General features: G+C 59.9%; 20 protein-coding genes and 1 tRNA gene. 9 read left to right on the top strand and 12 right to left on the bottom strand.

Annotated features, from left to right (window positions below; translation table 11 throughout):
* Positions 1-7: 7 nt before the first annotated feature.
* Positions 8-94: transfer RNA gene (locus tag SINAC_RS10890), tRNA-Leu, on the top strand.
* Positions 95-184: 90 nt separating this feature from the next.
* Entirely contained in the window at positions 185-823 is a 639-nt protein-coding gene (locus tag SINAC_RS10885) for a hypothetical protein (RefSeq protein ID WP_015245688.1), read from the top strand.
* On the opposite strand, the gene SINAC_RS10880 is transcribed toward SINAC_RS10885, so the two are convergent.
* Positions 780-1,589, bottom strand: coding sequence for an IS5 family transposase (locus tag SINAC_RS10880; protein ID WP_015245687.1), 810 nt, complete (start codon positions 1,587-1,589; stop codon positions 780-782). The two genes, SINAC_RS10885 and SINAC_RS10880, sit on opposite strands and share 44 nt — an antisense overlap.
* 89 nt (positions 1,590-1,678) lie before the next feature.
* Here SINAC_RS10880 and SINAC_RS10875 point away from each other — a divergent pair, with 89 nt between their 5' ends.
* Positions 1,679-2,299 (top strand): tyrosine-type recombinase/integrase, encoded by a 621-nt coding sequence (locus SINAC_RS10875; protein WP_020467621.1) that lies wholly within the window; start codon positions 1,679-1,681, stop codon positions 2,297-2,299.
* 78 nt (positions 2,300-2,377) lie between these two features.
* On the opposite strand, the gene SINAC_RS10870 is transcribed toward SINAC_RS10875, so the two are convergent.
* From SINAC_RS10870 to SINAC_RS10840, 5 genes are all read right to left on the bottom strand, one after another.
* Positions 2,378-2,722: a helix-turn-helix domain-containing protein gene (locus SINAC_RS10870; RefSeq protein ID WP_015245686.1), complete on the bottom strand. Its 345-nt coding sequence runs from the start codon at positions 2,720-2,722 to the stop codon at positions 2,378-2,380.
* Positions 2,723-3,350: 628 nt separating this feature from the next.
* Positions 3,351-4,952: a DNA primase family protein gene (locus tag SINAC_RS10865; protein ID WP_015245685.1), complete on the bottom strand. Its 1,602-nt coding sequence runs from the start codon at positions 4,950-4,952 to the stop codon at positions 3,351-3,353.
* Positions 4,953-5,669: 717 nt separating this feature from the next.
* Positions 5,670-6,218, bottom strand: a complete 549-nt coding sequence (locus SINAC_RS10850) for a hypothetical protein (protein ID WP_015245683.1) — start codon at positions 6,216-6,218, stop codon at positions 5,670-5,672.
* Complete coding sequence (locus SINAC_RS10845) at positions 6,205-6,456, bottom strand: hypothetical protein (protein ID WP_015245682.1); 252 nt, start codon at positions 6,454-6,456, stop codon at positions 6,205-6,207. The genes SINAC_RS10850 and SINAC_RS10845 overlap by 14 nt, the downstream gene beginning before the upstream one ends.
* 168 nt (positions 6,457-6,624) lie before the next feature.
* Complete coding sequence (locus SINAC_RS10840; protein ID WP_020467617.1) at positions 6,625-7,389, bottom strand: sigma-70 family RNA polymerase sigma factor; 765 nt, start codon at positions 7,387-7,389, stop codon at positions 6,625-6,627.
* A gap of 1,084 nt (positions 7,390-8,473) precedes the next feature.
* Between SINAC_RS10840 and SINAC_RS40795 the strand changes: the two genes are divergently transcribed.
* Both SINAC_RS40795 and SINAC_RS38745 read left to right on the top strand, forming a co-directional pair.
* Positions 8,474-8,755, top strand: coding sequence for a hypothetical protein (locus tag SINAC_RS40795; RefSeq protein WP_174377931.1), 282 nt, complete (start codon positions 8,474-8,476; stop codon positions 8,753-8,755).
* Between the two features lie 489 nt (positions 8,756-9,244).
* Positions 9,245-9,535: a phage antirepressor N-terminal domain-containing protein gene (locus SINAC_RS38745; RefSeq protein WP_081578412.1), complete on the top strand. Its 291-nt coding sequence runs from the start codon at positions 9,245-9,247 to the stop codon at positions 9,533-9,535.
* 56 nt (positions 9,536-9,591) lie between these two features.
* Here SINAC_RS38745 and SINAC_RS10830 read toward each other — a convergent pair whose 3' ends face one another.
* Positions 9,592-10,635: an IS630 family transposase gene (locus SINAC_RS10830; RefSeq protein ID WP_015244135.1), complete on the bottom strand. Its 1,044-nt coding sequence runs from the start codon at positions 10,633-10,635 to the stop codon at positions 9,592-9,594.
* 104 nt (positions 10,636-10,739) lie between these two features.
* On the opposite strand from SINAC_RS10830, the gene SINAC_RS10825 reads away from it, so the two are divergent.
* From SINAC_RS10825 to istB, 3 genes are all read left to right on the top strand, one after another.
* Positions 10,740-11,135, top strand: a complete 396-nt coding sequence (locus tag SINAC_RS10825; RefSeq protein WP_020467612.1) for a phage antirepressor N-terminal domain-containing protein — start codon at positions 10,740-10,742, stop codon at positions 11,133-11,135.
* 332 nt (positions 11,136-11,467) lie between these two features.
* Positions 11,468-12,961, top strand: a complete 1,494-nt coding sequence (istA, locus tag SINAC_RS10820) for an IS21 family transposase (RefSeq protein WP_015245678.1) — start codon at positions 11,468-11,470, stop codon at positions 12,959-12,961.
* Positions 12,958-13,830 carry an IS21-like element helper ATPase IstB gene (gene istB, locus SINAC_RS10815; RefSeq protein WP_015245677.1) on the top strand — a complete coding sequence of 291 codons (873 nt, stop codon included), beginning with the start codon at positions 12,958-12,960 and terminating at the stop codon, positions 13,828-13,830. Before istA ends, istB begins: the two co-directional genes overlap by 4 nt.
* A gap of 236 nt (positions 13,831-14,066) precedes the next feature.
* On the opposite strand, the gene SINAC_RS10810 is transcribed toward istB, so the two are convergent.
* The 3 genes from SINAC_RS10810 to SINAC_RS10795 form a co-directional block, all read right to left on the bottom strand.
* Entirely contained in the window at positions 14,067-15,674 is a 1,608-nt protein-coding gene (locus SINAC_RS10810; protein WP_015245676.1) for a transposase, read from the bottom strand.
* Between the two features lie 892 nt (positions 15,675-16,566).
* A complete protein-coding gene (locus tag SINAC_RS10800; RefSeq protein WP_015244773.1) occupies positions 16,567-17,991 on the bottom strand; it encodes an IS1380 family transposase in 1,425 nt (474 codons plus the stop codon).
* 93 nt (positions 17,992-18,084) lie between these two features.
* The gene (locus SINAC_RS10795; RefSeq protein ID WP_015245674.1) at positions 18,085-18,567 is read right to left on the bottom strand and encodes a glycoside hydrolase family 3 protein; all 483 of its coding nucleotides are present in this window, start codon (positions 18,565-18,567) and stop codon (positions 18,085-18,087) included.
* 100 nt (positions 18,568-18,667) lie between these two features.
* On the opposite strand from SINAC_RS10795, the gene SINAC_RS10790 reads away from it, so the two are divergent.
* Positions 18,668-19,711, top strand: a complete 1,044-nt coding sequence (locus tag SINAC_RS10790) for an IS630 family transposase (protein ID WP_015244135.1) — start codon at positions 18,668-18,670, stop codon at positions 19,709-19,711.
* A gap of 1 nt (position 19,712) precedes the next feature.
* On the opposite strand, the gene SINAC_RS10785 is transcribed toward SINAC_RS10790, so the two are convergent.
* Positions 19,713-20,930 carry a recombinase family protein gene (locus tag SINAC_RS10785; RefSeq protein WP_015245673.1) on the bottom strand — a complete coding sequence of 406 codons (1,218 nt, stop codon included), beginning with the start codon at positions 20,928-20,930 and terminating at the stop codon, positions 19,713-19,715.
* Entirely contained in the window at positions 20,851-21,564 is a 714-nt protein-coding gene (locus tag SINAC_RS10780; RefSeq protein WP_026011897.1) for a transposase, read from the bottom strand. The genes SINAC_RS10785 and SINAC_RS10780 overlap by 80 nt, the downstream gene beginning before the upstream one ends.
* Positions 21,565-21,623: the final 59 nt, after the last annotated feature.

Here is a 21,623-nt window from a genome sequence, read left to right as displayed (position 1 = left end):
GAGAAACGCCGGAGTGGCGGAATTGGCAGACGCGCTAGCTTGAGGGGCTAGTGAGCTAACCATGCTCGTGCAGGTTCAAGTCCTGTCTCCGGCACTAGTTAAGTCGATCCTCACTGAAACCCACGCTGCCAGGATGAAACAATCCTGAAACAGCGTGGGTTTCGTGTTGACCTAGGATGGGGATGTGGCGATCCCGATTCTCGGTCCGGAATTCGACATGGCCTCCTCGACCTACGACCCGAAGACCGGCAAGGCCCGCGTCTTCTTTCGCTACGGTGGGCGTCAGTGCAACCGCACCGTAAAAGTCAAATCCGCCCGCGCCGCTGACGCCCTGTGCGAGACGATCGACCAGACGATCGCCGACTTGGAGCGTGGCAGGCTCGCCTTGCCCCCCGACGCCAACATCGTGACGTTCATCGTCTCTGGCGGAACTGTCGTCCAGAACACGACCCAGGCGGCATCGCCAGAAGCGGTGACTCTGGCTGACTTATTCGAGCGCTATCGCACCGATTCGCCTCCCCACCTGGAGGCGTCCACTCGGAAGATGCAGGAAATTCACTTCCGCCGGCTGCTCGAAGTCTTCCCCCTCAAGTCGGTCAAGGCATTCGATAAGGCCGCTGCTCAGGAATATGTTTCACGTCGCGTGAAACAACGTTATCGGGGTAAGCCGATTCAACGCGAGACGATCGCGAAGGAGTTGAAGACGCTCCGTCAAGCGTGGTCCTGGATAGCTACACGGTGCCAGGACGTAACCCCGCCCACATTCGTCTTAGAGCGTGTTATGAACTCCACACGAATAGCGGAGCGGCCTTCTGGAGCATGAGCAGGCTGAATGCGACGTAGTGCAACCCGACGAGTGTCTCGGCGAGACGCTCGTAGTCCTTCGCCAAGCGGCGGAATCGCGCCGCCCAGCCGAACGACCGTTCGACGACCCACCGTCGCGGCAGCAGGACGAAGCCCCGCTTCGCCTCGGCCAATTTGACGACTTCCAGCCGGATCCCGTGTTCGGCCGCCGCAGCCGCAGGCTCCTCACCAGTGTAACCTTGATCGACGTACGCCAATTCGACCGACTCTCCCGTCGCCTCCTGGATCGCCTCGGCCAGCCGGCCGACTTGGGCCCGGTCTTGCTCATTGGCCGCGGTGACATGCAAAGCCAGCAGATTCCCCAGCGTATCAACGGCGGCATGGACCTTCGAGCCTTTGCGCCGCTTATAACCGTCGTAGCCGGCGCGGTGGCCGCTCTCGGGAGTGGACTGAATCGTCCGGCTGTCGAGGACGGCGCCGGTCGGTTCGGGGCCTCGACCGTCGGCGAATCGGAGCACGGCGCGAAGGTCGTGGACGATCGCCTCGAAGCAACCGGCGGCGAGCCAGCGGCGGGTCTGTTGGTAGACCATCTGCCAAGGGGGAAAGTCGTTGGGCAAGTATCGCCATGGGGCGCCGCTGCGGACTAGCCATCGCAGGGCGTCGAAGACGTCGCGGAGGTTGTGGACGCGCTGACCGGCCTCTTCAGGCAGTAGGCAGAGGTAGGGAAGGACGAACTCCCATTCGGCGTCGCTGACATCGCTGGGATAGGGCTTGTGAGTGATCATACCCTAAACTACGATCGCCAGTGGACTACAGTTCATAACACGCTCTAAGGGAGTTGAGCTTCCCCAAGGCAAAGGAAAAGAACCCATTCATGTCGTGGCCCCAGATCGAACGGGAGATCGCGCGCGGAGGGTTGACCGAAGCCGAGACGAAGGAGTTGTGGGATTGTCTTTGGCTCGACCGGGACGAAGTTCGAGAGTTCCTCGAACATGTCCGCCAGGCGGGGGGACCGACCTACCTCTACCCGATGGTCTGCATGGCAGCGTACACCGGGGCTCGACGCTCGGAACTTTGCCGTAGCCGGATCTCCGATTGGAGGTTCGACGACAAGACGGTGAAGATTCGGCAGAAGAAGCGCGACAAGAAAAAGATGTTCACCTACCGGGATGTCCCGATCCATTCCAAACTCGCCGAGGTGGCGACCGCTTGGTTCGCCGATCACCCGGGGGGGCAGTTCGCGTTTTGTCGAGCGGACCGCGAGGAAGTGTCCTGGGACACGGCAACGTACCATCTCAACCAAGCGATCAAGGGAAGCAAGTGGGAGGTCGTGAGAGGGTTCCACGTCCTACGCCACAGCTTCGCATCGAACCTCGCGGCAGCGAACAAGGATCAGAGGAAAATCGACCGCTGGATGGGCCACAGCACCGACATACGATGGCGCTACCAGCACCTCCGCCCGGAAGATCAGCAGGAGGACATCGGCATCCTGTAGCCAGGATCACGAGAGGAGCGGGGCAGAGTGTTCGTTGGGAATCCCCTGCCCTTCCTCGTCGTGGGCCGAGTCGGCGAGTCAGTTGCGGTTGTTGCGGTCGGGATGGATTGGGAGAAGCCCCTCGTTATTGTAACGGGCCAACTCGTCAGCGGAGATCGACCAGAGGGCCGTTCCGCCTCTGCGCTCGGCCCGTTTCGTCGCGTTGATCTGCCCGTGACGACACCACTCGCGAACGGTATACGGCCGTTTATTGAGGAGCGTGGCTATCTCATCCACGCTGTACGATTGGCGGGCTGGGACCGGAGCGGCAGGGATCGCTTGGAGATGTGAATGGATCGCGGATACCTCGGTCTTCAGATCGTTCATCGTAGTCTGAAGACCCGTGAGAAACGTCACGAGGTCGGGTGGCAAATCGAGGTGCATGGCAGCGATACCTATAGGTAACGGGGTCGGGTTGAAAACCGGAAGGGTGAGCCTGGACTCAGGACGACGAGGAAGGCCCCTGGCTGACTCTCAGGGGTGTTCATGAGAGATTGGATGTCCGCTTGCACGCCAAGCTGCCGGAAGGCTTCAAAAGGCCACGGGGAGCCCGGACGTTCAAAACCAGGGCGGACGAGAAAGGTAAAGATTGAGGGATCGAATGGGGAGCGGGCTGGGGAGGGCTGTCAGCCCTATCCAGACACGCCCCGACATGCAAATGCCACGTCGTGGACTCGCAAAAGCCACGCAGAGGCCGCTTGCCGTAGCCCAAGGGAGGTTGGGGATCTTTTTTGCAAGGTGATATATGCTCTATTGTTTTTCTCCTGGATTTGAGTAATTGAAAAAATTATCCCTACTCTCCCTTTTTGGAATAAAGCAATGACAGGAAAGAGGTTGCGAGAGGGGAGATTTGCGAAAAGTACTCCCTTGCTCCTCCCCTCCAAAGCCTTTTCCCAACACGTCCGCCCTGTTCACCCATGTTTTTGCCATGTGAGGACCTTTCCGGTCCGTCGAAAGGATCCCATCGAAACGTGGCAATTCATTAATAATCGCCGGTGAATCCAGGGGGAATTCATGCCGTTGATCGTTCGCTGGCCTCATTGTCTGGTTTCAGGGCGATGCCGAGTCGGACCATCACTCCACCTGTTTTCTTGCTGACGAATCCCTTTTGTTCGAGGCGAGTGGCAAATTCCTTGCTGGAAATGCGACAAGCGTGGTCAACCTTAGTCTGGGAACACCAGTCCTGGTAGGCGTTATGGAGCGTGAGAGTCGTCGCTCGCTCGCCTGGCCCCTTGACGCACCGTGCTGCAATGAAGTCGCCGATAGGATCCATCTCCTCTCGGTAATCCATCGTGGCTTGGCGGACCTTGTCCGGAGCGGAGAGATCCATAGTCAGCCACTGCTGACATCCACGGACCATCCAACTTAGGATTCCTGATGCCTCGCCGCGTAGCTTCTCAGGCAAAGTCCTGTCTTCTTCGTTCGGCGGAATCGTGACGGAGAAAAGGATGAGCCTGATACGCCGCCAGATCGCCACGCCCGACTCCCGAACTTCAGGTTTGTGGTTGGAAGACATAAAGAACTTGTGCGATGGGCTGAACTCATAAGAGTCGCAGTGCATGCGGTGGGCGCGAATCGCGTCTCCTCCTGTCAGCCACTTCACGAGGGCTTCGTCGAAACGTCCTCCATCGGGTTCGCTGATCGCCACGAGTCGCATGCCATCCAAGTCAGCCAAGCCGGACGAATGCTGTTGTCGGCCAGCCGAGGTAAGGAGGTGATTGGGAGCGGTCATGCCGTAGTCCCCAAGGACGTGCAGCAAGGCGTTCAGCAACACCGTCTTCCCGTTCCTGCCCTGCCCGTAGAGCAGGAAAAGGCACTGGCCACTTACGTCGCCTGTCAGCGCGTAGCCCGCCGCTCGCTGAAGGTAATCGATCGATTCTTGGTCCCCTGCCATGATTCGATGGAGAAAGCTATCCCAGACAGGACAGGTCGCGGTGGGCACGAAGCTGACCGGGGCGAGTTTCGTTAAACGGTCGGCCGGATTGTGGGGAGACAACATTCCGGTCCTCAAGTCGATGGTCCCGTTCAGACAGTTGAGCACGTAGTCGTCGCGGTCGAAGTCTTCCGGCTGGACGACGATCCGCTCATCGGATTGAGCAAGCCTTAGCATTGCGATGATCGACCTAACAGACTCCGCTCGTCGAACCGCGCCGACGTACCCATCCCGTTCAGAACTCTTCCGGTTCTTGTCGACGTGCTGGCGTAGTGCCTGGACGGATTCTCTCGCCAGCCGCTGAGAGGCAAGTGTCTGATCATTTCGCCACCGCCGACCGTCGTACTCCATCCACTTTCCCCATGCCTGGCAGTAACGCAGTCTATCTCCGTACAAATCGACGAACCGTCGCGCGTGCCATTCGTCGGTCATGTCATCAGCGCTACCGGGGAGCCGAAGCGCGGGCTCCTTTTTCTTATGGGGCTTGGGAGTTGGCGATGGCGGACGGTCTTCATTCTGAATCGCGTCGTTGGAGAGATCCTGGGGGGCTTCACCGCCGGGATCGAAGACCCTCGGGACGGGTGTGCGTCCGTCGAATCCGTCGTGAAGACTTCCGGCGACTTCCAGATTGACCCAGTAAGGATCGTTTGCGATGTCGGTCACGGCTGGTTTAGCTGACATTGTGTTCTCTCGATGGGGGCGGTTCGGTCGAGTCCACGGCATGAGTAGCACGAGTAAAGTTCGCGGTTCGGGCGCAGGTCGAAGAGGTAACGGGCTCTTCGACGACATGAACTGTGGCAGGCACGGTCCATTGGCGGGCGAGCCGTTCCACATCCGCCATGAGATATCGAGGGGCACTCCCTGGAACACCGCGGACGGTGATGAAGCCTTCGGCGGCAAGTTTCGGCACCTGCTTCACGTTGCAGCCGAGGACACGTGAGGCCCTGGCAGCTGAGACAAACTGAACAGGGGTCGAATCGGTAGCCATGTCGGTTCCCTTCGGTGAGTCGATCCGCGAGAGCGAGCGGCTGCGTGCCGGTCCCTCCGTTGGTGGCCGAATATAGATGCCCAACCATTTTGTTACGATTTCTCGATTTCTCCGAAAATGGCCGATTTGCCGAGTTTCCGGATTGGATACGTCGGGTCAGACTCCCCTCATCGTCGCTTGGACGAGCCAGGCTGGCTGCGGAATGCATAAGCAAGCGGGGATTTTCAGACTGAGAAATCAACGTCCATGCCACGTACGCGACCTCTTGCACGCCGACACGTCACTCGGCGCATCACTTTTCAGAGAGGTTTTTGGGGCTCGAATCGGTCCAAAAATTGACGTGGCCGCAAAATTGCCAAACTGGCAATGGAGCAATGCTTATGCGTTGAGCGATCGGTGGCACGTCCTGGCTACCAAGGCGGCTCGCCGTCCCGGGCCTCGAACAGATGGCCGAACTGCCCGCCGTAGTTCGGCAGGCCGGTGAGGTGCTCGATGGCCCGCATACAGATGAGGTCAACTTGCTGCTGGTCCCACGCGTTGAAGATCTTGCCCCAACCCAACTCTTCGCCGTCGCGCATCATCCCTGGGATGAGGCGGGTCTGGAACGCCTTTTCCATCTCGCGAGCCCACGAATAGACGCCCTTGCCGGCGCGGGGGACCTGGAAGTTGTTGAAGCGGAAGGTGGATTGCTTCGGAATCATCTTCCTGGTTCGCTTGGCCTTGGGCGCGGTCTTTCGCAACTCCCATGTGGCACGATCCGGGGAGCCGGCCGCGAGCCAAGCCTTGATCTCGGCAATTAGCCAGACCTCGATGCCACACACGACACGTGGGGTAGGCAGTTCCCCGGCGTGGAGCGCTTTGAGCACACCGTTTCGATCGGTGTTGAGCAGGGTTGCCAAGCCATCAAGGTCTGTTACCAGAGGCTTCAGCTTGCGTCGCGGGGTGTTAAGCGTCGCCATGGGTTATCTCTTGGGTCGGGCCACCGTTCACTTGGGAGGCGAGACTCTGAGCCAGCTGGGTTGCCTGGCTGGCGAGCCGATCGACATCGGCGAGTAGGTAGCGGGGGGCGCACCCTGGGATTCGGCGGACCGTGATGAGCCCCTTGGCCGCAAGCTTCGGTAGCTGTCGCGGTGTGCAGGCGAGTCGCTTTCCCGCATGCACGCCTGAGACCCACTCTTGGGTTTCCTTGCTCGACATGGCTGATCCTCTCGGATCGACTCACGATCGGTGATGTGGCCCCATGCCGTCTCACCCCTCGTTCGTCGCCCAGAAAGGTATACCCAACCAAAATGACGCTCTGATCGGGTCGGCAGGAAAATTCCGAAAAAGCCGGAATGGCGGTACGGGCGATCGGGGCAGGCGGTCTTAAGCGGCGGATTGCTTGGGAGCGGTGAGATGGCTACGAACCTTCTGCAATGCCCTTGCCTTGATCTCGGCGACTTCCCACTCAGTGAGTTCCAATGACTTTGCGACGGCCTTCGATGTCTGACGCGGTGTTCCGAAGATGCCGGCGGTCCGACGTAAGACCTCGGCTTCGGTAGGGGTGAGAATCGATATTGCGGACCTCAAGGCATTCAACTTCTCGTCCGCCTCTTCCTGGGTGAGGATTGAAGCTGCCGGATCATCGTGGATGGCCCTGTCGAAATCGCGGCCGCTCCCATCGATTGGACTCAGCCCGAATCCCGTTCTGCGGATATCCGCCAGCGTCTTCAGTCGCCTGGCCGAGATCTCGCCATTTTCGGCTTCAGCCTGGTATTCCTTGATCCGGCAGAAGCTATTGCGGGGTGATTGGACCGTGCGGGCGCGATCCCGGATCGAGCACAGTTCGTTGTCGATGATTGTCCCCGCGAAGGTTAGATACCTGCCCCGCTCAGGTGACCACTTGTGGTCCCGCGTGGCCAGGGCCACCCACAATTCCGCCGCCACATCCTCAAGGTCGAAGTTCACCCGTTCCCGCTCTTTCAGCGTCTTGCTGAACTCCAGAGCACGGCGGGTCAGAAACGGCCAGACGCTTCTGAGGCGTTCTTCCCTTGTCGCAAGTTGGGTAGCCTCGTTACTGAGGAACTCCTGCTTCCCGTCGTAGGCGTACAGAATCGGAAACTGGACGCGGATCGTCTCTCGGGGCTTCATTGATGGGCCCTCAATTCGTAGCAGGCTTCTTGGAGAGCGGAGCCAGCAAAGGCGCAGGCGTTCGCAATAAAAGCATTGCCAAGAAAGTTAGAGACACCCCTTCCGATGCCCGCTCGATGGAGGGCATGAAGCCTCTCCAGACACTCTTAGCAGGCATGCTCAAGTGAAGCGTTTCGCCCATCGCAGACATGGACCGGACGTGCAAGGGAGAGGTTTGAGCAGCTCTTGCCTGCTTCGCCTTAGCTTTCGCGGTTTCCCGGCCGAACGCTTCCGGCTTCGCTTGTTCCGACGCGGCCTCCCCGTGCGGTGAGCCCGCTGGAGCTTTTTGCCGTGCCTCGGCCTTCGTTCGCCCCTCAGCTTTCGCTTCGCGGCGGCTCCGGCTCCAACCCTTCTTCGGCATCGTCCGGTCATGTCTGGGCTTTGTCGCGAAGCAACGTCCGGTCTCTTCCGGCCGTCTTAAACGTGTCCTCGATTATCTGTCTCACATACCTCGCTTCGCTCCGTTCCGCTTCGCTCCCCTCCATCCTGTCGGGACAGTCGGATGGCTGGTTGCTTCGTGGTCCCTCCCCCCTATAGTCCCCCCTCCCGTCGCATCAGTGGCCGCTGATTTGTGCGGGAACCGGGTGGCGTTGGCCGAAGCACGTTGCCACCTAGGCCGGTTGATTCGCGAGCTGCTCCGCACCGTGGGACACTGTGTGATTGAGGAGCTTGGGTGGGCGCTGCCGGTTAAGGCTCTTGAACACCAGGGGCCGCATCCCCCCACCTTGCGCGGAATGCGGCTGACATGGTGCGACGGAGGCCGCTGGTTTTGGTATCACCAGACGACCTGCCTTCGCACACCAAAAAGCCTACCCAAGTAATCAAGTAATTTCGACGCGAAGTGAACGGGAGAGAGAAAATCTCCTAGGCGAGTTTCGGCGTCAGTGGCAGGATGGCCGTCACGACGTCTTAGCAAGGCGCTTGGATGGAGATCGTATCTCTCCGGCTCTTATGCGGCTGACAGAATCTATCATCGCATCAACAGGCCCATACTTTTTTTGCGGTAGAGGTCAAGCAGAAATCAAAGATGAAATAGTACATCGAAATGGTACTCGTCACGGTCGTTCAGCTTCATTATGGGTCGTTTCAATTGCTCGCTCCATCCCGCAAGAATTTGATGGAGGTCAAGAAAATTGTTCTCGATTCAAGGGTGTCCGTCTGTGGTCATCAAGCGGATTCTGAACGCGAAGTCGTCGATAGTCATGAATTCGGTAAACTCGACCTTGTACCGACTTTTGTAGAACTTCATCGTCATCCTCATACTTGCCGCATTGCGATCCCTCAATTCATCGATCTCGGCTTTCTTGATGGACGCTTCGACCGCTGATCCACTCGCGATCGAATTGAGGATCTCCGAGTATCTCACCTCGTTATTGATCCAAACGAGCCTGAGAATGTCGTCCTTCGACATTCCGATGCCAATGAAGAGGTCGAGTTGAGTCTTTGAGAATGTCTCCGCGATGCGTTCGGTTCTGCAAAGCGAGGCTATCGAGAGGGTCGGGCGAGACTTGCTTTTTGCACTGGCAGTCATCGTTGCAAACTCCGGATTGAGAATTCAGCCTGCGATCGTTCGGGGAGCGTGTTTAACGTGATTCGTACACTTATTAAAGATCAAGTTTCGCGTCAAAAAGCGGCCCATGAGTTTCGTGAAATTGGTGAAACGTTACGCAAACGCAACGCACCAAGGTGAAACTCGAGCTTCACGCAAGGCGTTGTCGTCACAAACAGGAAGCCGCGGAGTACCAGTTGCAGGTTTATCGCGTTGCGAGACATCACAGGCTGATCTGTCTGATAATCTCGCTTCAAAGTCCCAAGCATTCAGAATGTTTGGCGGCTTCGAGGCGGGGAGCGAACCCTCGGCAGCGTATCCACTACCGCCGATGGTCGGATCTGGGTCAGTATCCGAAGTGTATGCGACGCTCTAAAGATCGCGATGCAATCCCAGCTCACAAAGTTGAGGTCTTCTGACTTCGATTGGACCTGCGTAACGATGATCGTTATGCAGGTCGGTGGGCAGAACCGCCAGGTAGCGATGATCGACCTTGAGTCACTGCCGATGTGGCTCGTCACGATCAAGCCCTCGAAGGTCGCCTTCGAGAGAAGCTGAGGGCCTTCAGGAAGATGCTCTCCGCCTAAATAGAAACTTTCAAATGGGAAAGTAGATCAGGCGGCCCTGGCTTTTGGGTAAGCCGAACCCTCGATCTGGAAAGGGTTTGCCTGTCCCAGCCAGGTGAAGACTCGATCCAATAATTCCTCCAGATCCTTGCACCGATGATTCCGGGTGATGTTCTCGTGCAAATGCCACCATACCCGCTCGATCGGGTTCAGGTCCGGGGAGTATGCGGGGAGCAGATGGACTTCGATTCGACCCTCGTGCTTCCAGAGGTACTGGATCACCTCCAGGCTGGTGTGGCTCCCCGCGTTGTCGCAGATCACGTGGATCTTGCGGTAGCGTCGCAGCCTGCGGCGCAGGTCGTCGAGGTGCTTGATGAACAACGCTCCGTCGCGCCCTTGCTTGGGGGCCGCCTCGGTGACGAACACCTGGCCGGTCCGCCAGTGGATTGAGCCGGAGATGTGCCGCTTCTTGTTCGTCCCGGGGGTCTCGACCTTCGCTTGTCGGCCTTTGAACATCCACATCCGGCCGATCTTTGGGTTGGTGTGAACCTCGACTTCGTCCTGCCAGACGGCCGTCTCGTCCTCGGGCAGCTCTTCCAGGAGCTTCCGCAGTTCAGCCAGCTTGACCTGCCTCTCGTCTTCGTCCGGCTTCAGGGTCGGCCGGGGTCGCCGGTACACCAGGTGGCCGCGATGGAGCCAGCGACGGACGGTCTCCCGGCTGACGCGAACGCCTTCTCTTTCTCGCAAGAGCAGGGCCAACAACACACACGACCAGCGACTGCGGAGGAAACCGAAGTCGCTGGGGGTCGTGGTGGTCACCCAGTTCACGAGGATGGCGACCCAGCCGAAGCCCAGCCGAAAGGGCCGGCCCCGTTTCCTCCCAGTCAACCCTTCGAGGCCCTCGGCCTGGAACCGCTTCAGCCAGCGGTCGACAGTGCGTGAGCTGCAGAAGAGCATGGACTCGATGTTGTCCCAGGGATGGCCGTCAGCCAACAGGAGGATAATGTGGGCGCGAAAGCGGAGTTCGGGATCAGAATCCTTGCGGTAGATCGCCAAGAGTTCGTCGCGTTGAGTCGTCGAAAGGGAGAGCATGGGCGTCGTTAATGTTCGTCCGTGTTGAGTCGTCGGTGCAGTCCTCTGCATGAATTATAGGGGCAGGGCTACTTTCCCTTTGGCAGGGAACTATTTAGAACACTTTGGCGGACGATACCCAAGGGAAGCAAATTCAGCTCGCTCAGGCCCCGTTCTACGGCGACATCGTGGACGGAACTGTGGCTCACGATGGAACCGTCTACGTGAGTCCCAAGCGGATTTGCGAATCAATCGGCTTGGCGTGGACGACACAGTTCAGAAAGCTCGGTAACGCTCGCTGGAGTCGAATGATCATGATGATCATTCGAGACTCCGAAGGCCGTTCTCAGCAAACTGCAATGATTCCATTGAAAGCCGTCCCGATGTGGCTGGCTGGGATCAATCCATCGAAGGTCAAGCCAGAACTTCGCGACAAGCTTGAGCGATACCAGGACGAGGTTGTCGAGGTGCTGTCTGCGTGGTTTCTTGGAATCTCAGACACGCCTGGGCTTGCAAAGTGAGCAGGTGATTCTGAAAGGGCCATCTTTCCTTCCGATACACGATGCCCAAGGCTGGCTCGACTCGCGCTCACACCGATTTGTCAGACCGACAAATAACACCTTTGCAACATAAGGCAATGTGAGGCTTGAATTTGTCAGACTGACAAATTGCCCCACGCGTCGGGTATCCACCCGGGTCCGGGCTCGATGTGAACGTCGGTCGAAAAACGTAGCGCGCGCCGGTCTCCGATGTTCGGTCGAAAAACGTAGCGCTCATGGATTCACTCGTGGCGTCTGGTACACCAAGGCGAACATCGTTTCGCCTCGATACCCACGCGTCGCGAGGTCTATGGGTGTTCACGCACATGCACAACTGGGCCGAGATCCGCCGCCGCGTCCTTGTGGACAGACAGAGGAAGCGTTCCATCTGTCGCGAGTTCGACATCCACTGGGACACCCTCCAAAAGATCCTCCTCCATGACGAACCTCCGGGCTATCGCCAGGCCCGACCCCGCGCCCGCCCCAAGCTCGAGCCGTTCTTGCCAATCCTCCACCAAATCCTCCAGGACGATCGCAAGGCTCCCAGGAAGCAGCGGCACACCGTTCGTCGCCTCTTCCCGCGCCTCCGCGATGAATACGGCTATCGGGGTGGATTGACCATGGTTCAAGGCGTCGTCCAGGCCTGGCGGGAGGGGCAAGCCGAAGCCTTCCTTCCCCTCATCCACCGGCCCGGCGACGCGCAGGCGGACTTCGGACGCGCCGTCGTCGACATCGCTGGGCATTCCTCCACCGCCGCACTGTTCGTCATGACGCTCACCCATTCCGATGCGATCTTCTGCGCCGTCTTCCCGCGGGAATGCACGCTCACCTTCCAGGAGGGCCATCGCCTCGCCTTTGCCTGCTTCGGCGGCGTACCCCGTCGGATCACCTACGACAATACCCGGATCGCCGTGGCGCGGATCATCGGCCAGCGGGGCGAGGGCGTGACGACCGAGTTCCTCAGACTGAAAAGTCATTACTTGTTTGAGTCTCATTTCTGTCGCGTCCGTTCCCCCAACGAGAAGGGGCACGTGGAGTCGCTCCTGGGCTACGCGCGGCGCAACTTCCTCGTGCCGGTCCCCGAGGCCGATTCGTTCGCCACGCTCAATGCCCGCCTGCAGCAGAGTTGCCGGGGCGACCTGGGCCGCACCACGCGGGGCCAATCGCTGACCAACGGCCAACTCCTGGAGCGGGAGCGAGGCGAACTGCTCAACCTGCCCGAGGAGCCGTTGAGCATCCGTCAGGTGGAGGCGGTCCGGGCCAACTCGCTGTCGCTGGTGCGATTCGACCGGAACGACTACTCGGTCCCGACGCGATACGCGCATCGGCGTCTGACCGTGGTGGCGGATGTGGAACGAGTGCGGATGGAGACGGCCGGGACGATCGTCGCCGACCACACTCGGTGCTGGGATCGCTGCCGGACGATCTTCGATCCGGTCCATTACCTGGGCCTGCTGGAGCGAAAGCCAGGGGCACTGGACTTCGCACTGCCCTTGGAGGGCTGGGAGCTGCCGGCTTGCTTCGCGGCACTCCGTCGTCGCCTGGCCGAGGACCATGGGCCGCGAGGTCAGATCGAGTACATCCGAGTCCTGGAGCGAGCGACGCTCGAGGAGTTAACCGCGGCGGTCGAACAGGCCTTGCGCCTGGAGATCTCGGCGGTCGATGGAGTGCGCTTGATCCTGGAGCACCGGCGGGATCGGCCGACGGCGCCGTTGGACCTGGAAGGTCGTCCCCACTTGCCACGCGTCAGCGTCCCGCCGCCGGATCTGAGCGGCTACCGTTCGTTGTGCGGGGAGGCGCAGCCATGAGCCAGCCGAACGCAACGCCAGGAGACTTGGTCCGTTTGAAGCCCATGCTCAGGTCATTGAAGCTGCCGACGATCGGGGCGGAGTGTGAGAAGGTGGCCCGGCAGTGCGCGAGCGAACGGGTGGACCATCTGGGCTACCTGCTGCGGGTGTGCGAATTGGAGCTGATCGAGCGAGAACGGAAAGCGGCGACGCGACGCCTGAAGGCGGCGAGGTTTCCGGCGTTGAAGACGCTGGGTGAGTTCGCGTTCGCGGCCCAGCCGGCGATTCCCGAGCATCTGTTGCATGAACTTTCGAGATGCGAATACATTGACAAGCGTGAGAATATTCTTTTGGTCGGTGCGTCGGGTACGGGGAAGACCCACCTGGCGACGTCACTGGCGGTGGAGGCATGCCAGCGGGGCAAGCGGGTGCGTTTCGTGCGTGTGACCGAGTTGATCACCAGCCTTCTGGAAGCACGGGATCAGCACCAGTTGGCGAGGCAGAAGGGCCAGCTGAGCAAGCTGGACCTGTTGGTGCTCGATGAGCTGGGTTACGTGCCGGCGAGTAAAGTGGGAGCAGAGCTGCTCTTTGATGTCATCAGTACTTCATATGAGAGAACCAGTCTGATCGTGACAACGAACCTGCCGTTCGAGCGCTGGACGGAGGTACTGCTGGACACGAGTTTGACGGCGGCGGCGTTGGACCGGCTGACCCATCGCTGTCACATCGTGGAGACGGGCAGTGAGAGTTATCGTCTCAAGGAGGCGAAGCGTCGTCGGGGCGGTGATGGCTTGAATCGCGAAAGGAGGGCATCGAGCACGGGACTCGCGGACGAAAGTCGAGTGGCTGAGCGATCGTCCCCTGTGGACGAGGCGAGCTCGAGCAGGTAACGTCTGTTTACCGGGCGCTACGTTTTTCAACCGGCGCGCGCTACGTTTTTCGACCGACGTTCACAGGGCTCGACGGGCCGGCAAAAAGGCTCGCAGTGAACGCGGCCGTTGACCGGATTTTCGAACCGACGGTTTTTTCGCGATGATCGCGTCGCCGATCGCCACCTCGACTGGACGCGTCTCAGGGGCACCAAAGGGGGCCGGATCGGCCCCTCCAAGCGAAAAACGCTCGGCTCCTACTCAAGAGCGGCCTTGTAGGCCGCAACCCGGTGAATGTTGAGACCGAGGGCACGCAAGAAGCTCGCATAACTGACGGCTGCCCGGCCACGAATTCGGAGCGACGCCATCCTCATCTGGTATTTGAATCGGGACATCGTCCCTTCAATCCCCGAACGCCAGCGATAACGCTCCTTGAACTCGTCCGAATGGTTGTGAAGGCGGCGCAATCGTTGGCGAACTCGGTCATATGTGTATTGGTAACGAGACTCCTTGCGACCCACGGCCGAGGCGCAGCACGACTTATGAAAGGGGCACGCTGCGCAGGTCGCCTCCTCGAAACACACCTGGAGTTTGTCAGCACTGGCGCTCGTTGTGATGGGGACGTGCCCTTGGGGACAGCGGACAACCAGGCCGTGCTCATCGAGCTCGAAGTCTTCGAGCGTCAGCTTCTCTTGCTTGCTTCCTTTGGGTGGCATCGACGGGGAAACCAGATCGACTCCCTGGTGTTTCGCCTTTTCGAGGTTCTCGTTCGAGCCGTAATGCGAGTCCGCCAGCACAACCTCGGGTTTGATCGTGCGCGCGTCGGTATCGGCCAGCGCAGGTTCCAGCGAGGAACCGTCGTGAACGTTCATCGGACCGACGGCGACGTGCGTGATCAGGTCGGGCGGTGGGGGAGGGGCCGTCCCCGTGGGGTCGTCTTCGACGTCGGAATAGGTTTCCATGATCTGGACCAGAAAGCCGACACCTCGATGGGCGTTGTAGGACGCATCGGGGTCGGCCGGGCTCAGAACGTTGCCGCAAGGCATCTCATTAGGTTCTTTGACCCGGACTTGGGGACCGGCTTCGGGATCGTTCTTAACTTCACATTGTTCGGAGAGTACACGGTCGAGTATCAGAAAGCTCGGGAGTTCAAGAGCCGTAGTCCCGCGAAGCTGTGTGACCAAGGCCAGCAGGTCCGTAGCGGCCTCGGGCAGCCGTCGCTTCGACTCGCTCGGCTTGGTGGAGGCAAAGCAAGCATTCCCCTCGCGATCGACATACTTGCGGACCAAGTCCGGGTCGACCTGAGCATGCAAGGCCGGATGGAAACGGCGAAGTTCGCGGAGGAACTTACTGATCGATTCGACGATGATCCCGAGCCGGGTCAGGCCGCGCATCGCCGATTGAATCGCAGTGGAATCCAGGCGTTGCTTGCTCGTGTCCGTGCCGACAGCTTTGATGAGTTGATCGGTCAGGGAGCGGAAGAGGACCTGATCCAGCCCCTTCTCAATGAGCCACTGGCGATAGTTTCTCAGGGTGCGTTCGCAGAGGTAGGCGTCGGACTCTGCCCTGATGTCGAGGGCGTATTGCCAGGTGATATTGAACGCGACGGCCTCGACAGTAGCGGCATCGGTCAAGTCGTGCAGCTGCTGAAGGATCAGTGCCCCGAGAACCATGTGGAGGTCCTTGGTGGGGCGTCCGAGCTGCCGCGAGAACCGCGTGATGAGTTCGCCGACGGGCAAGTGCTCGAGGAGGTAATCCCGGAAGACGCCGGCCCAGGACCGCTCGAGCAGTTGGCGACGCTTGCCGCCGAGATGGTCCCAGGGATCGAAGAGATCGCCGGTCTGGTGATCGCGAATGGTGATCATGCAGATAGCATAGCGCCCTCAGCTGAGTTTGCCAGACTTTTTGCCGGCCCGTCAGGGCTCGACAATGACTCCGAGAAGGGATGTGTGGCCGGCGATTCCGGCCTCATTGATTACCCGGCTTCCGGGTTGGCTATCTCGCGGGAGTCGTTGTCTGGCATGGTGGCGATGGGTATTGCCGTTTTGTCAGCAGCCGGTTCAATCCTCCCCCCTGCTCTTCCTTCTCCCGACATCGCCGTTGTCTGGTGGCTCCCACTTGTATCCGGCGAGACTTGCCGAACGTAGAAACGACACATGTTGCCTGATTGGCAACCACTCAGCATGGTTACGATGAGGAGCAGAGCAACCCGGCGCATGGCGTTCACTCCGATTAATCTAGTGAAACCCTGCCAACCCGACTATCGTCAAAACCGCCTCGGGCGTTGAGGTTTCTCGGACTTCGGATTGCTTGTCCGCGTCGATTGCTAGGATTCGGGGGGGCCTATGAGGACTCGTCCGCCGGGAGTGGTCGGATGAGCGGCAGGTTTAAGGGCGTCGGCAGCAAGGGGTTGGTGCTGTCGGTCAGGGGGTTGGCGGAAATTGGGGGGTGAGGATCGGAAGGCAGGGGATGAAGAACCGAAATCCGCACACTTTCGTCGAGAACCTATCTAGCCTGGATTTCTCACCCTATTCTTTCGGGGTCCGATCGCTCGACGATTTCGACGGCTCGCCCCCGCCACCCGCGGCCTGCGTGGTCTCCCGCTTGCTCATCACGTCGGCGTGGACCTGATCGGACCTCTTCACGCCAACGCGAACCTGGTTCCTCAGGCCCCCGCGCCCAGGCGGGGGCGCACCCCGATCCTCACCCCTCCTCAGGGAGGGGCTTTCCCGCCTCATTTGACTGGGTCTCCTCGTTTCAGCACCTCGGGATCAAGGGCCCCGACCGCGCCAAGTTGGTGTGCACACGCCGAAACACTTCCGCATACGGACAACCGCTCGAGAACTTCACCCACACCTTGCGAACCGTCACCCGCACCAACGCCCCGATCTTCAAGAGCTTCAGACGGATCGTTTGGCACTGCGCCTCGGCCATCGCCGTTCCCGCCAGCCCCAGCCGCCGCAACGCCTCCAGCAACACGTAGGCGATCGAGGAGAAGAACAGCCGGATCTGGTTGGCACGCATCGTGTGGGCACTGGTCCGATCGGCGAACAGATGGAGTTGCTGCTCCTTGATCCGGTTCTCCATCTCACCGCGACCGCAGTAGTCTTGCTCGTACAGCGGCGGCGCCGCTCGTTCCTCGACCGTGAGCGACGTGACCACGAACCGCGGGTTGGCCCCCTTGCCCAGATGCTCGGCCTTGGCCACCACCCGACGTTCTCGGCTCCAGGTCTTCTGCGTTTGATAACGCAACTCGGCGAAGACCCGGGACGGCTGTTTCGTCGCCTCGAATTGCTGGCGTGCTTGGGCCAATTCCGTCGCGATCGCCGCCGTCAGCCGGGTGTTCTTGGCCAGGCCGATCAGGTAATCCACGCCGTTGTCCTCACACCAGCGAAGGATCTCCTCGCGGCAGAACCCGCTGTCGGCGCGGATCAGGATCTTCACCTGAGGCCACGCCTGGCGGATCTGCGAGACGATCCGCTTGAGGGACTTCACCGAGCCGGCGCTGGCATCAATGTCGGAGGGACGCAGCCGGGCACAGAGCAGGTGGTCGCCGCAGAAGATGTAGAGCGGGAGATAGCAGTATCCCTTGTAGTAGCCGTGGAAAAAGCGGCCAAGTTGGCGGCCATGGACCGTGTCGTCGGTGGCGTCGAGGTCCAAAACGATCCGCTCGGGGGGTCGGCTGTGGGCCTGAAGAAAGAGGGTAACGAAGAGCCGTTCGACCTCATGGGTCTGACAGGTGATCTTCTTGTAACGGCTCTGTCCGTCGGCCCCGACAGGGGTCAGTTCCAAGCGGTTGAGGGTACTCTTGCCAGCCAGCGGCTTGCCGCGATCGCGGAGCCGTGGCCGGTCCTGGCCGGTGGGATCGGTCTTGCCGACGACGGTGGCCAGTAACGGATCGCAGCGGAGATCGTCGTGGTCGTTGAGGTCTTCGTAGCCCAAGGCCAGACCATAGACGCGTTGGGCCAGGAGGTGTTCCAGGGGGTGCTCGACGAGGTCAGGATCGCGATGGTCGGTAAAGCAGGCGGCGAACTGGCGGATGATCCCGGTGCGGGCTTCGATCTGACGGAGCAGAAGTGCACCGCCGTCGGAAGAGATGGCGCCCCCGTCAAAATCGGCGAGCACTTGGCGGTGACCGAGGATGGAAAAGTCGAGGTAAGTCGAGTTACACTCTGTAGCCATCGGGCTGCCTTGGTTCGGTGTCAAAAGTGGTTGTCGCAATTCCACCTATGACACGCAAGGCAGCCCGATTCAATCCCTGGTGAGAAATCCAGGCTAGCGGAGGCGATCAAGCAACCCGGCGGCTATCTCGAGACCCGGCAGAACGAGACCGGCTGCCGACCCATGAGAGGAATCCGTTGTAACCAACGGAACGCCGAACCTCAATTCGGCGTCTCTTTTCTTCGCAACCACTTTAACGCCAAGAGCTTTGAGCAGATCCCTTTTGTCGGCAAAATCGACCGAACCGCCAGCCAACTCCTTCTTGCCTCGAAGGCACGCCTCCGACCATTGCCTCAATGCCTCGGCTTGGTTCTTGACGACAATCAGCTTCGACTCGATCTGGCGGGCCTCGGCCTGGTGGGCCGAGATCACGCCACGGAGTTCCGCAAGTCGCTCTTCTAGGGGTTGAATGACTTCGGGGTCGTCCGTGTCTCCCAACCTCCTCATGAGCCGCCTGATCGATTCTCGTGCCTCGTCGATCTTGGCTTGGTGTGCGGCTTGGTCGCGCTCAAGGTCGTCGCACCGATTCTCCTTCATGACTAAATAGTTCCCTGCCAAAGGGAAAGTAGCCCTGCCCCTATAATTCATGCAGAGGACTGCACCGACGACTCAACACGGACGAACATTAACGACGCCCATGCTCTCCCTTTCGACGACTCAACGCGACGAACTCTTGGCGATCTACCGCAAGGATTCTGATCCCGAACTCCGCTTTCGCGCCCACATTATCCTCCTGTTGGCTGACGGCCATCCCTGGGACAACATCGAGTCCATGCTCTTCTGCAGCTCACGCACTGTCGACCGCTGGCTGAAGCGGTTCCAGGCCGAGGGCCTCGAAGGGTTGACTGGGAGGAAACGGGGCCGGCCCTTTCGGCTGGGCTTCGGCTGGGTCGCCATCCTCGTGAACTGGGTGACCACCACGACCCCCAGCGACTTCGGTTTCCTCCGCAGTCGCTGGTCGTGTGTGTTGTTGGCCCTGCTCTTGCGAGAAAGAGAAGGCGTTCGCGTCAGCCGGGAGACCGTCCGTCGCTGGCTCCATCGCGGCCACCTGGTGTACCGGCGACCCCGGCCGACCCTGAAGCCGGACGAAGACGAGAGGCAGGTCAAGCTGGCTGAACTGCGGAAGCTCCTGGAAGAGCTGCCCGAGGACGAGACGGCCGTCTGGCAGGACGAAGTCGAGGTTCACACCAACCCAAAGATCGGCCGGATGTGGATGTTCAAAGGCCGACAAGCGAAGGTCGAGACCCCCGGGACGAACAAGAAGCGGCACATCTCCGGCTCAATCCACTGGCGGACCGGCCAGGTGTTCGTCACCGAGGCGGCCCCCAAGCAAGGGCGCGACGGAGCGTTGTTCATCAAGCACCTCGACGACCTGCGCCGCAGGCTGCGACGCTACCGCAAGATCCACGTGATCTGCGACAACGCGGGGAGCCACACCAGCCTGGAGGTGATCCAGTACCTCTGGAAGCACGAGGGTCGAATCGAAGTCCATCTGCTCCCCGCATACTCCCCGGACCTGAACCCGATCGAGCGGGTATGGTGGCATTTGCACGAGAACATCACCCGGAATCATCGGTGCAAGGATCTGGAGGAATTATTGGATCGAGTCTTCACCTGGCTGGGACAGGCAAACCCTTTCCAGATCGAGGGTTCGGCTTACCCAAAAGCCAGGGCCGCCTGATCTACTTTCCCATTTGAAAGTTTCTATTTAGGCGGAACCGTTCCTCAATGGCGTTCTGATCGTGAATCAGGCTGCCCACCTTGGACCACACGGCCTCGTCCAACCAGGCCATCGGCGTGACGACGTTCCCGCAGTTGCACCCCATCTGCCGTGACACGCAACAGAAATAGTAATATGTCTTTCCGGAAGGGTTCTTCGTTTTCCACGGCGACATACTGCGTCCACAGACGGCGCACTGAACCATACCCCTCAGTAGGTGAGGGTGCTCCGCGTCTCGCGAGTCCCTAGACTTGCGACGAGACCCCAATAATTCTTGGGCGACAGCAAACTCTTCAGGGCTGACGATTGGAGGGGTCGCCTCTTTAGACTGCCACCAATCCGTTGGGTTGGTTCGCTCGGTCCTCCGGTGGCCCTTCCGGCTCACTTCGGATGTGCAACGCCTCTTGCCGGAAGTCATCGGCGCCCCGGCGTAGGACTCATCCTTGAGGATCGCCCTCACGGTCGACGAATGCCAGGACGGTGCCTGTTGGACTCCAAGCTTGACGCCGCGAGAAATGGCTGGACAGGGCACCCCGAGTCGATTGAGGTGGGCGGCAATCACGTTGCTGGAGTCGCCCGAGACGCACATCGCGAAAATTCGTCGGACCACCTCGGCCTCTTCCTCGACGATCACCCTCGACCGTGATTCCTTGACGTATTGATACCCGTATCTAGCCTTCCCCTGGCAGATTGGTAGTCCTCGATTCCTGAGAACCGACAAGCCCGCCTGGGATCGTTCCAGGGTTCTCTCGACCTCAAATTCGGCAATCGCCCCAAGGACGGATTCCAGGAGCCTTCCCTCTGGGGAGTCCTTGATCTCCTCGGTGGCGCTGATGCACCTGCATCCGTGATCGCGAAGTTCCTGGACGCAGATCGCCCGCTGCGCCAGGCGTCGGCTGAATCGGTCCAACTTCCAAACGAAGACGGCCTGCAAACCGCCATCGCGGACAGCTTCCCGCAGGGCCGTCAGCCCCGGCCTCTCGTGTAGAAACCTTCCGCTGAAGTTATCGCGGAACTCTGAGACTACTTTGTAGCCTAAGGCTGCGGCGCGGGCACGACACTCCCGATCCTGGAACTCGTGCGATACCTCCGTGTTCCCCTCATTGGTGTCGCTTACTCTTGTGTAGATCGCCGCGTTCCTGCTCGTGAGGTAGGCGTCCTTCTTCTTTTGCTGCGACATCATCGCTCTCCATGTCTCGCAGAATTTTGGCAGTGAAGTTCACCCAGAACCGCTCCCAATGAGCCAATCTGGCCGCGTCTGCGGGGCCTTCAATGTACTTCACAGTGATTTTTCCTTCCGATCTCTTAGCCTTCACGTCCGTCCCCTTACGCGTGCGCTTCGCTGCTCGCTCACGGCGCCCAGCGGGCCGCTCTGGCTGTCGGTCCGGAGACTCTTCTTGGTCCCCTTTCTCCCGCGATTGGTGGGGTTCTTCCCCGTCTTTTTCACCACCGAACCGGGTCTTGCCCAGCATCGCGTCGGCACTCTGCCATTCCCATTTCCCCGCGCCGAGTTGGTCGCCCTCGGCGATCAGCACCGCCTTGATCTTCTCAAGGTCGCCCCCAGCAGACCACCACTTGAACCAGTCATGGACCACGAGTTTTGGACCGAACCGAGCGGGAAGTTGGTCCCAAGAGCAGCCGCTCCGCATTCGGAAGAGGATAGCGTTGAGCATCTTCCGCCAGAGGGTATAGTCTTGGGCGGTGGCCTTATTGGGCCAGCACTCCTTGATGATCGGTTCGATCTTCACCCACGACTCGTCGGGGATTTCCCAGTTCGGGTCGAGCGGCTTGAGTCGAGATTTTGGGCGGGCCATAGTTGCGCCCTTTCCTTGTGAAGGATAGAAGTCAATGAACTCGCTTATCCTCCTTCACG

It is taken from the genome of Singulisphaera acidiphila DSM 18658 (genome assembly GCF_000242455.2).
Classification (GTDB): Bacteria; Planctomycetota; Planctomycetia; order Isosphaerales; family Isosphaeraceae; genus Singulisphaera; species Singulisphaera acidiphila.
Note: the sequence above shows the minus strand (reverse complement) of the source record. Positions and strands in the feature narration are given on the sequence as shown.

Bases quoted from the DNA above. Each gene is read 5' to 3' on its own strand.
- SINAC_RS10800 (WP_015244773.1), bottom strand. From the start codon at position 17,991: ATGGCTACAGAGTGTAACTCGACTTACCTCGACTTTTCCATCCTCGGT.
- SINAC_RS10810 (WP_015245676.1), bottom strand. From the start codon at position 15,674: ATGATCACCATTCGCGATCACCAGACCGGCGATCTCTTCGATCCCTGG.
- SINAC_RS40795 (WP_174377931.1), top strand. From the start codon at position 8,474: ATGGTACTCGTCACGGTCGTTCAGCTTCATTATGGGTCGTTTCAATTG.
- SINAC_RS10870 (WP_015245686.1), bottom strand. From the start codon at position 2,722: ATGCACCTCGATTTGCCACCCGACCTCGTGACGTTTCTCACGGGTCTT.
- SINAC_RS10875 (WP_020467621.1), top strand. From the start codon at position 1,679: ATGTCGTGGCCCCAGATCGAACGGGAGATCGCGCGCGGAGGGTTGACC.
- SINAC_RS10795 (WP_015245674.1), bottom strand. From the start codon at position 18,567: ATGAAGGAGAATCGGTGCGACGACCTTGAGCGCGACCAAGCCGCACAC.
- SINAC_RS10850 (WP_015245683.1), bottom strand. From the start codon at position 6,218: ATGGCGACGCTTAACACCCCGCGACGCAAGCTGAAGCCTCTGGTAACA.
- SINAC_RS10830 (WP_015244135.1), bottom strand. From the start codon at position 10,635: ATGCTCTCCCTTTCGACGACTCAACGCGACGAACTCTTGGCGATCTAC.
- SINAC_RS10840 (WP_020467617.1), bottom strand. From the start codon at position 7,389: ATGAAGCCCCGAGAGACGATCCGCGTCCAGTTTCCGATTCTGTACGCC.
- SINAC_RS10785 (WP_015245673.1), bottom strand. From the start codon at position 20,930: ATGTCGCAGCAAAAGAAGAAGGACGCCTACCTCACGAGCAGGAACGCG.
- SINAC_RS10780 (WP_026011897.1), bottom strand. From the start codon at position 21,564: ATGGCCCGCCCAAAATCTCGACTCAAGCCGCTCGACCCGAACTGGGAA.
- SINAC_RS10865 (WP_015245685.1), bottom strand. From the start codon at position 4,952: ATGTCAGCTAAACCAGCCGTGACCGACATCGCAAACGATCCTTACTGG.
- istB (WP_015245677.1), top strand. From the start codon at position 12,958: ATGAGCCAGCCGAACGCAACGCCAGGAGACTTGGTCCGTTTGAAGCCC.
- SINAC_RS10790 (WP_015244135.1), top strand. From the start codon at position 18,668: ATGCTCTCCCTTTCGACGACTCAACGCGACGAACTCTTGGCGATCTAC.
- SINAC_RS10845 (WP_015245682.1), bottom strand. From the start codon at position 6,456: ATGTCGAGCAAGGAAACCCAAGAGTGGGTCTCAGGCGTGCATGCGGGA.
- SINAC_RS10880 (WP_015245687.1), bottom strand. From the start codon at position 1,589: ATGATCACTCACAAGCCCTATCCCAGCGATGTCAGCGACGCCGAATGG.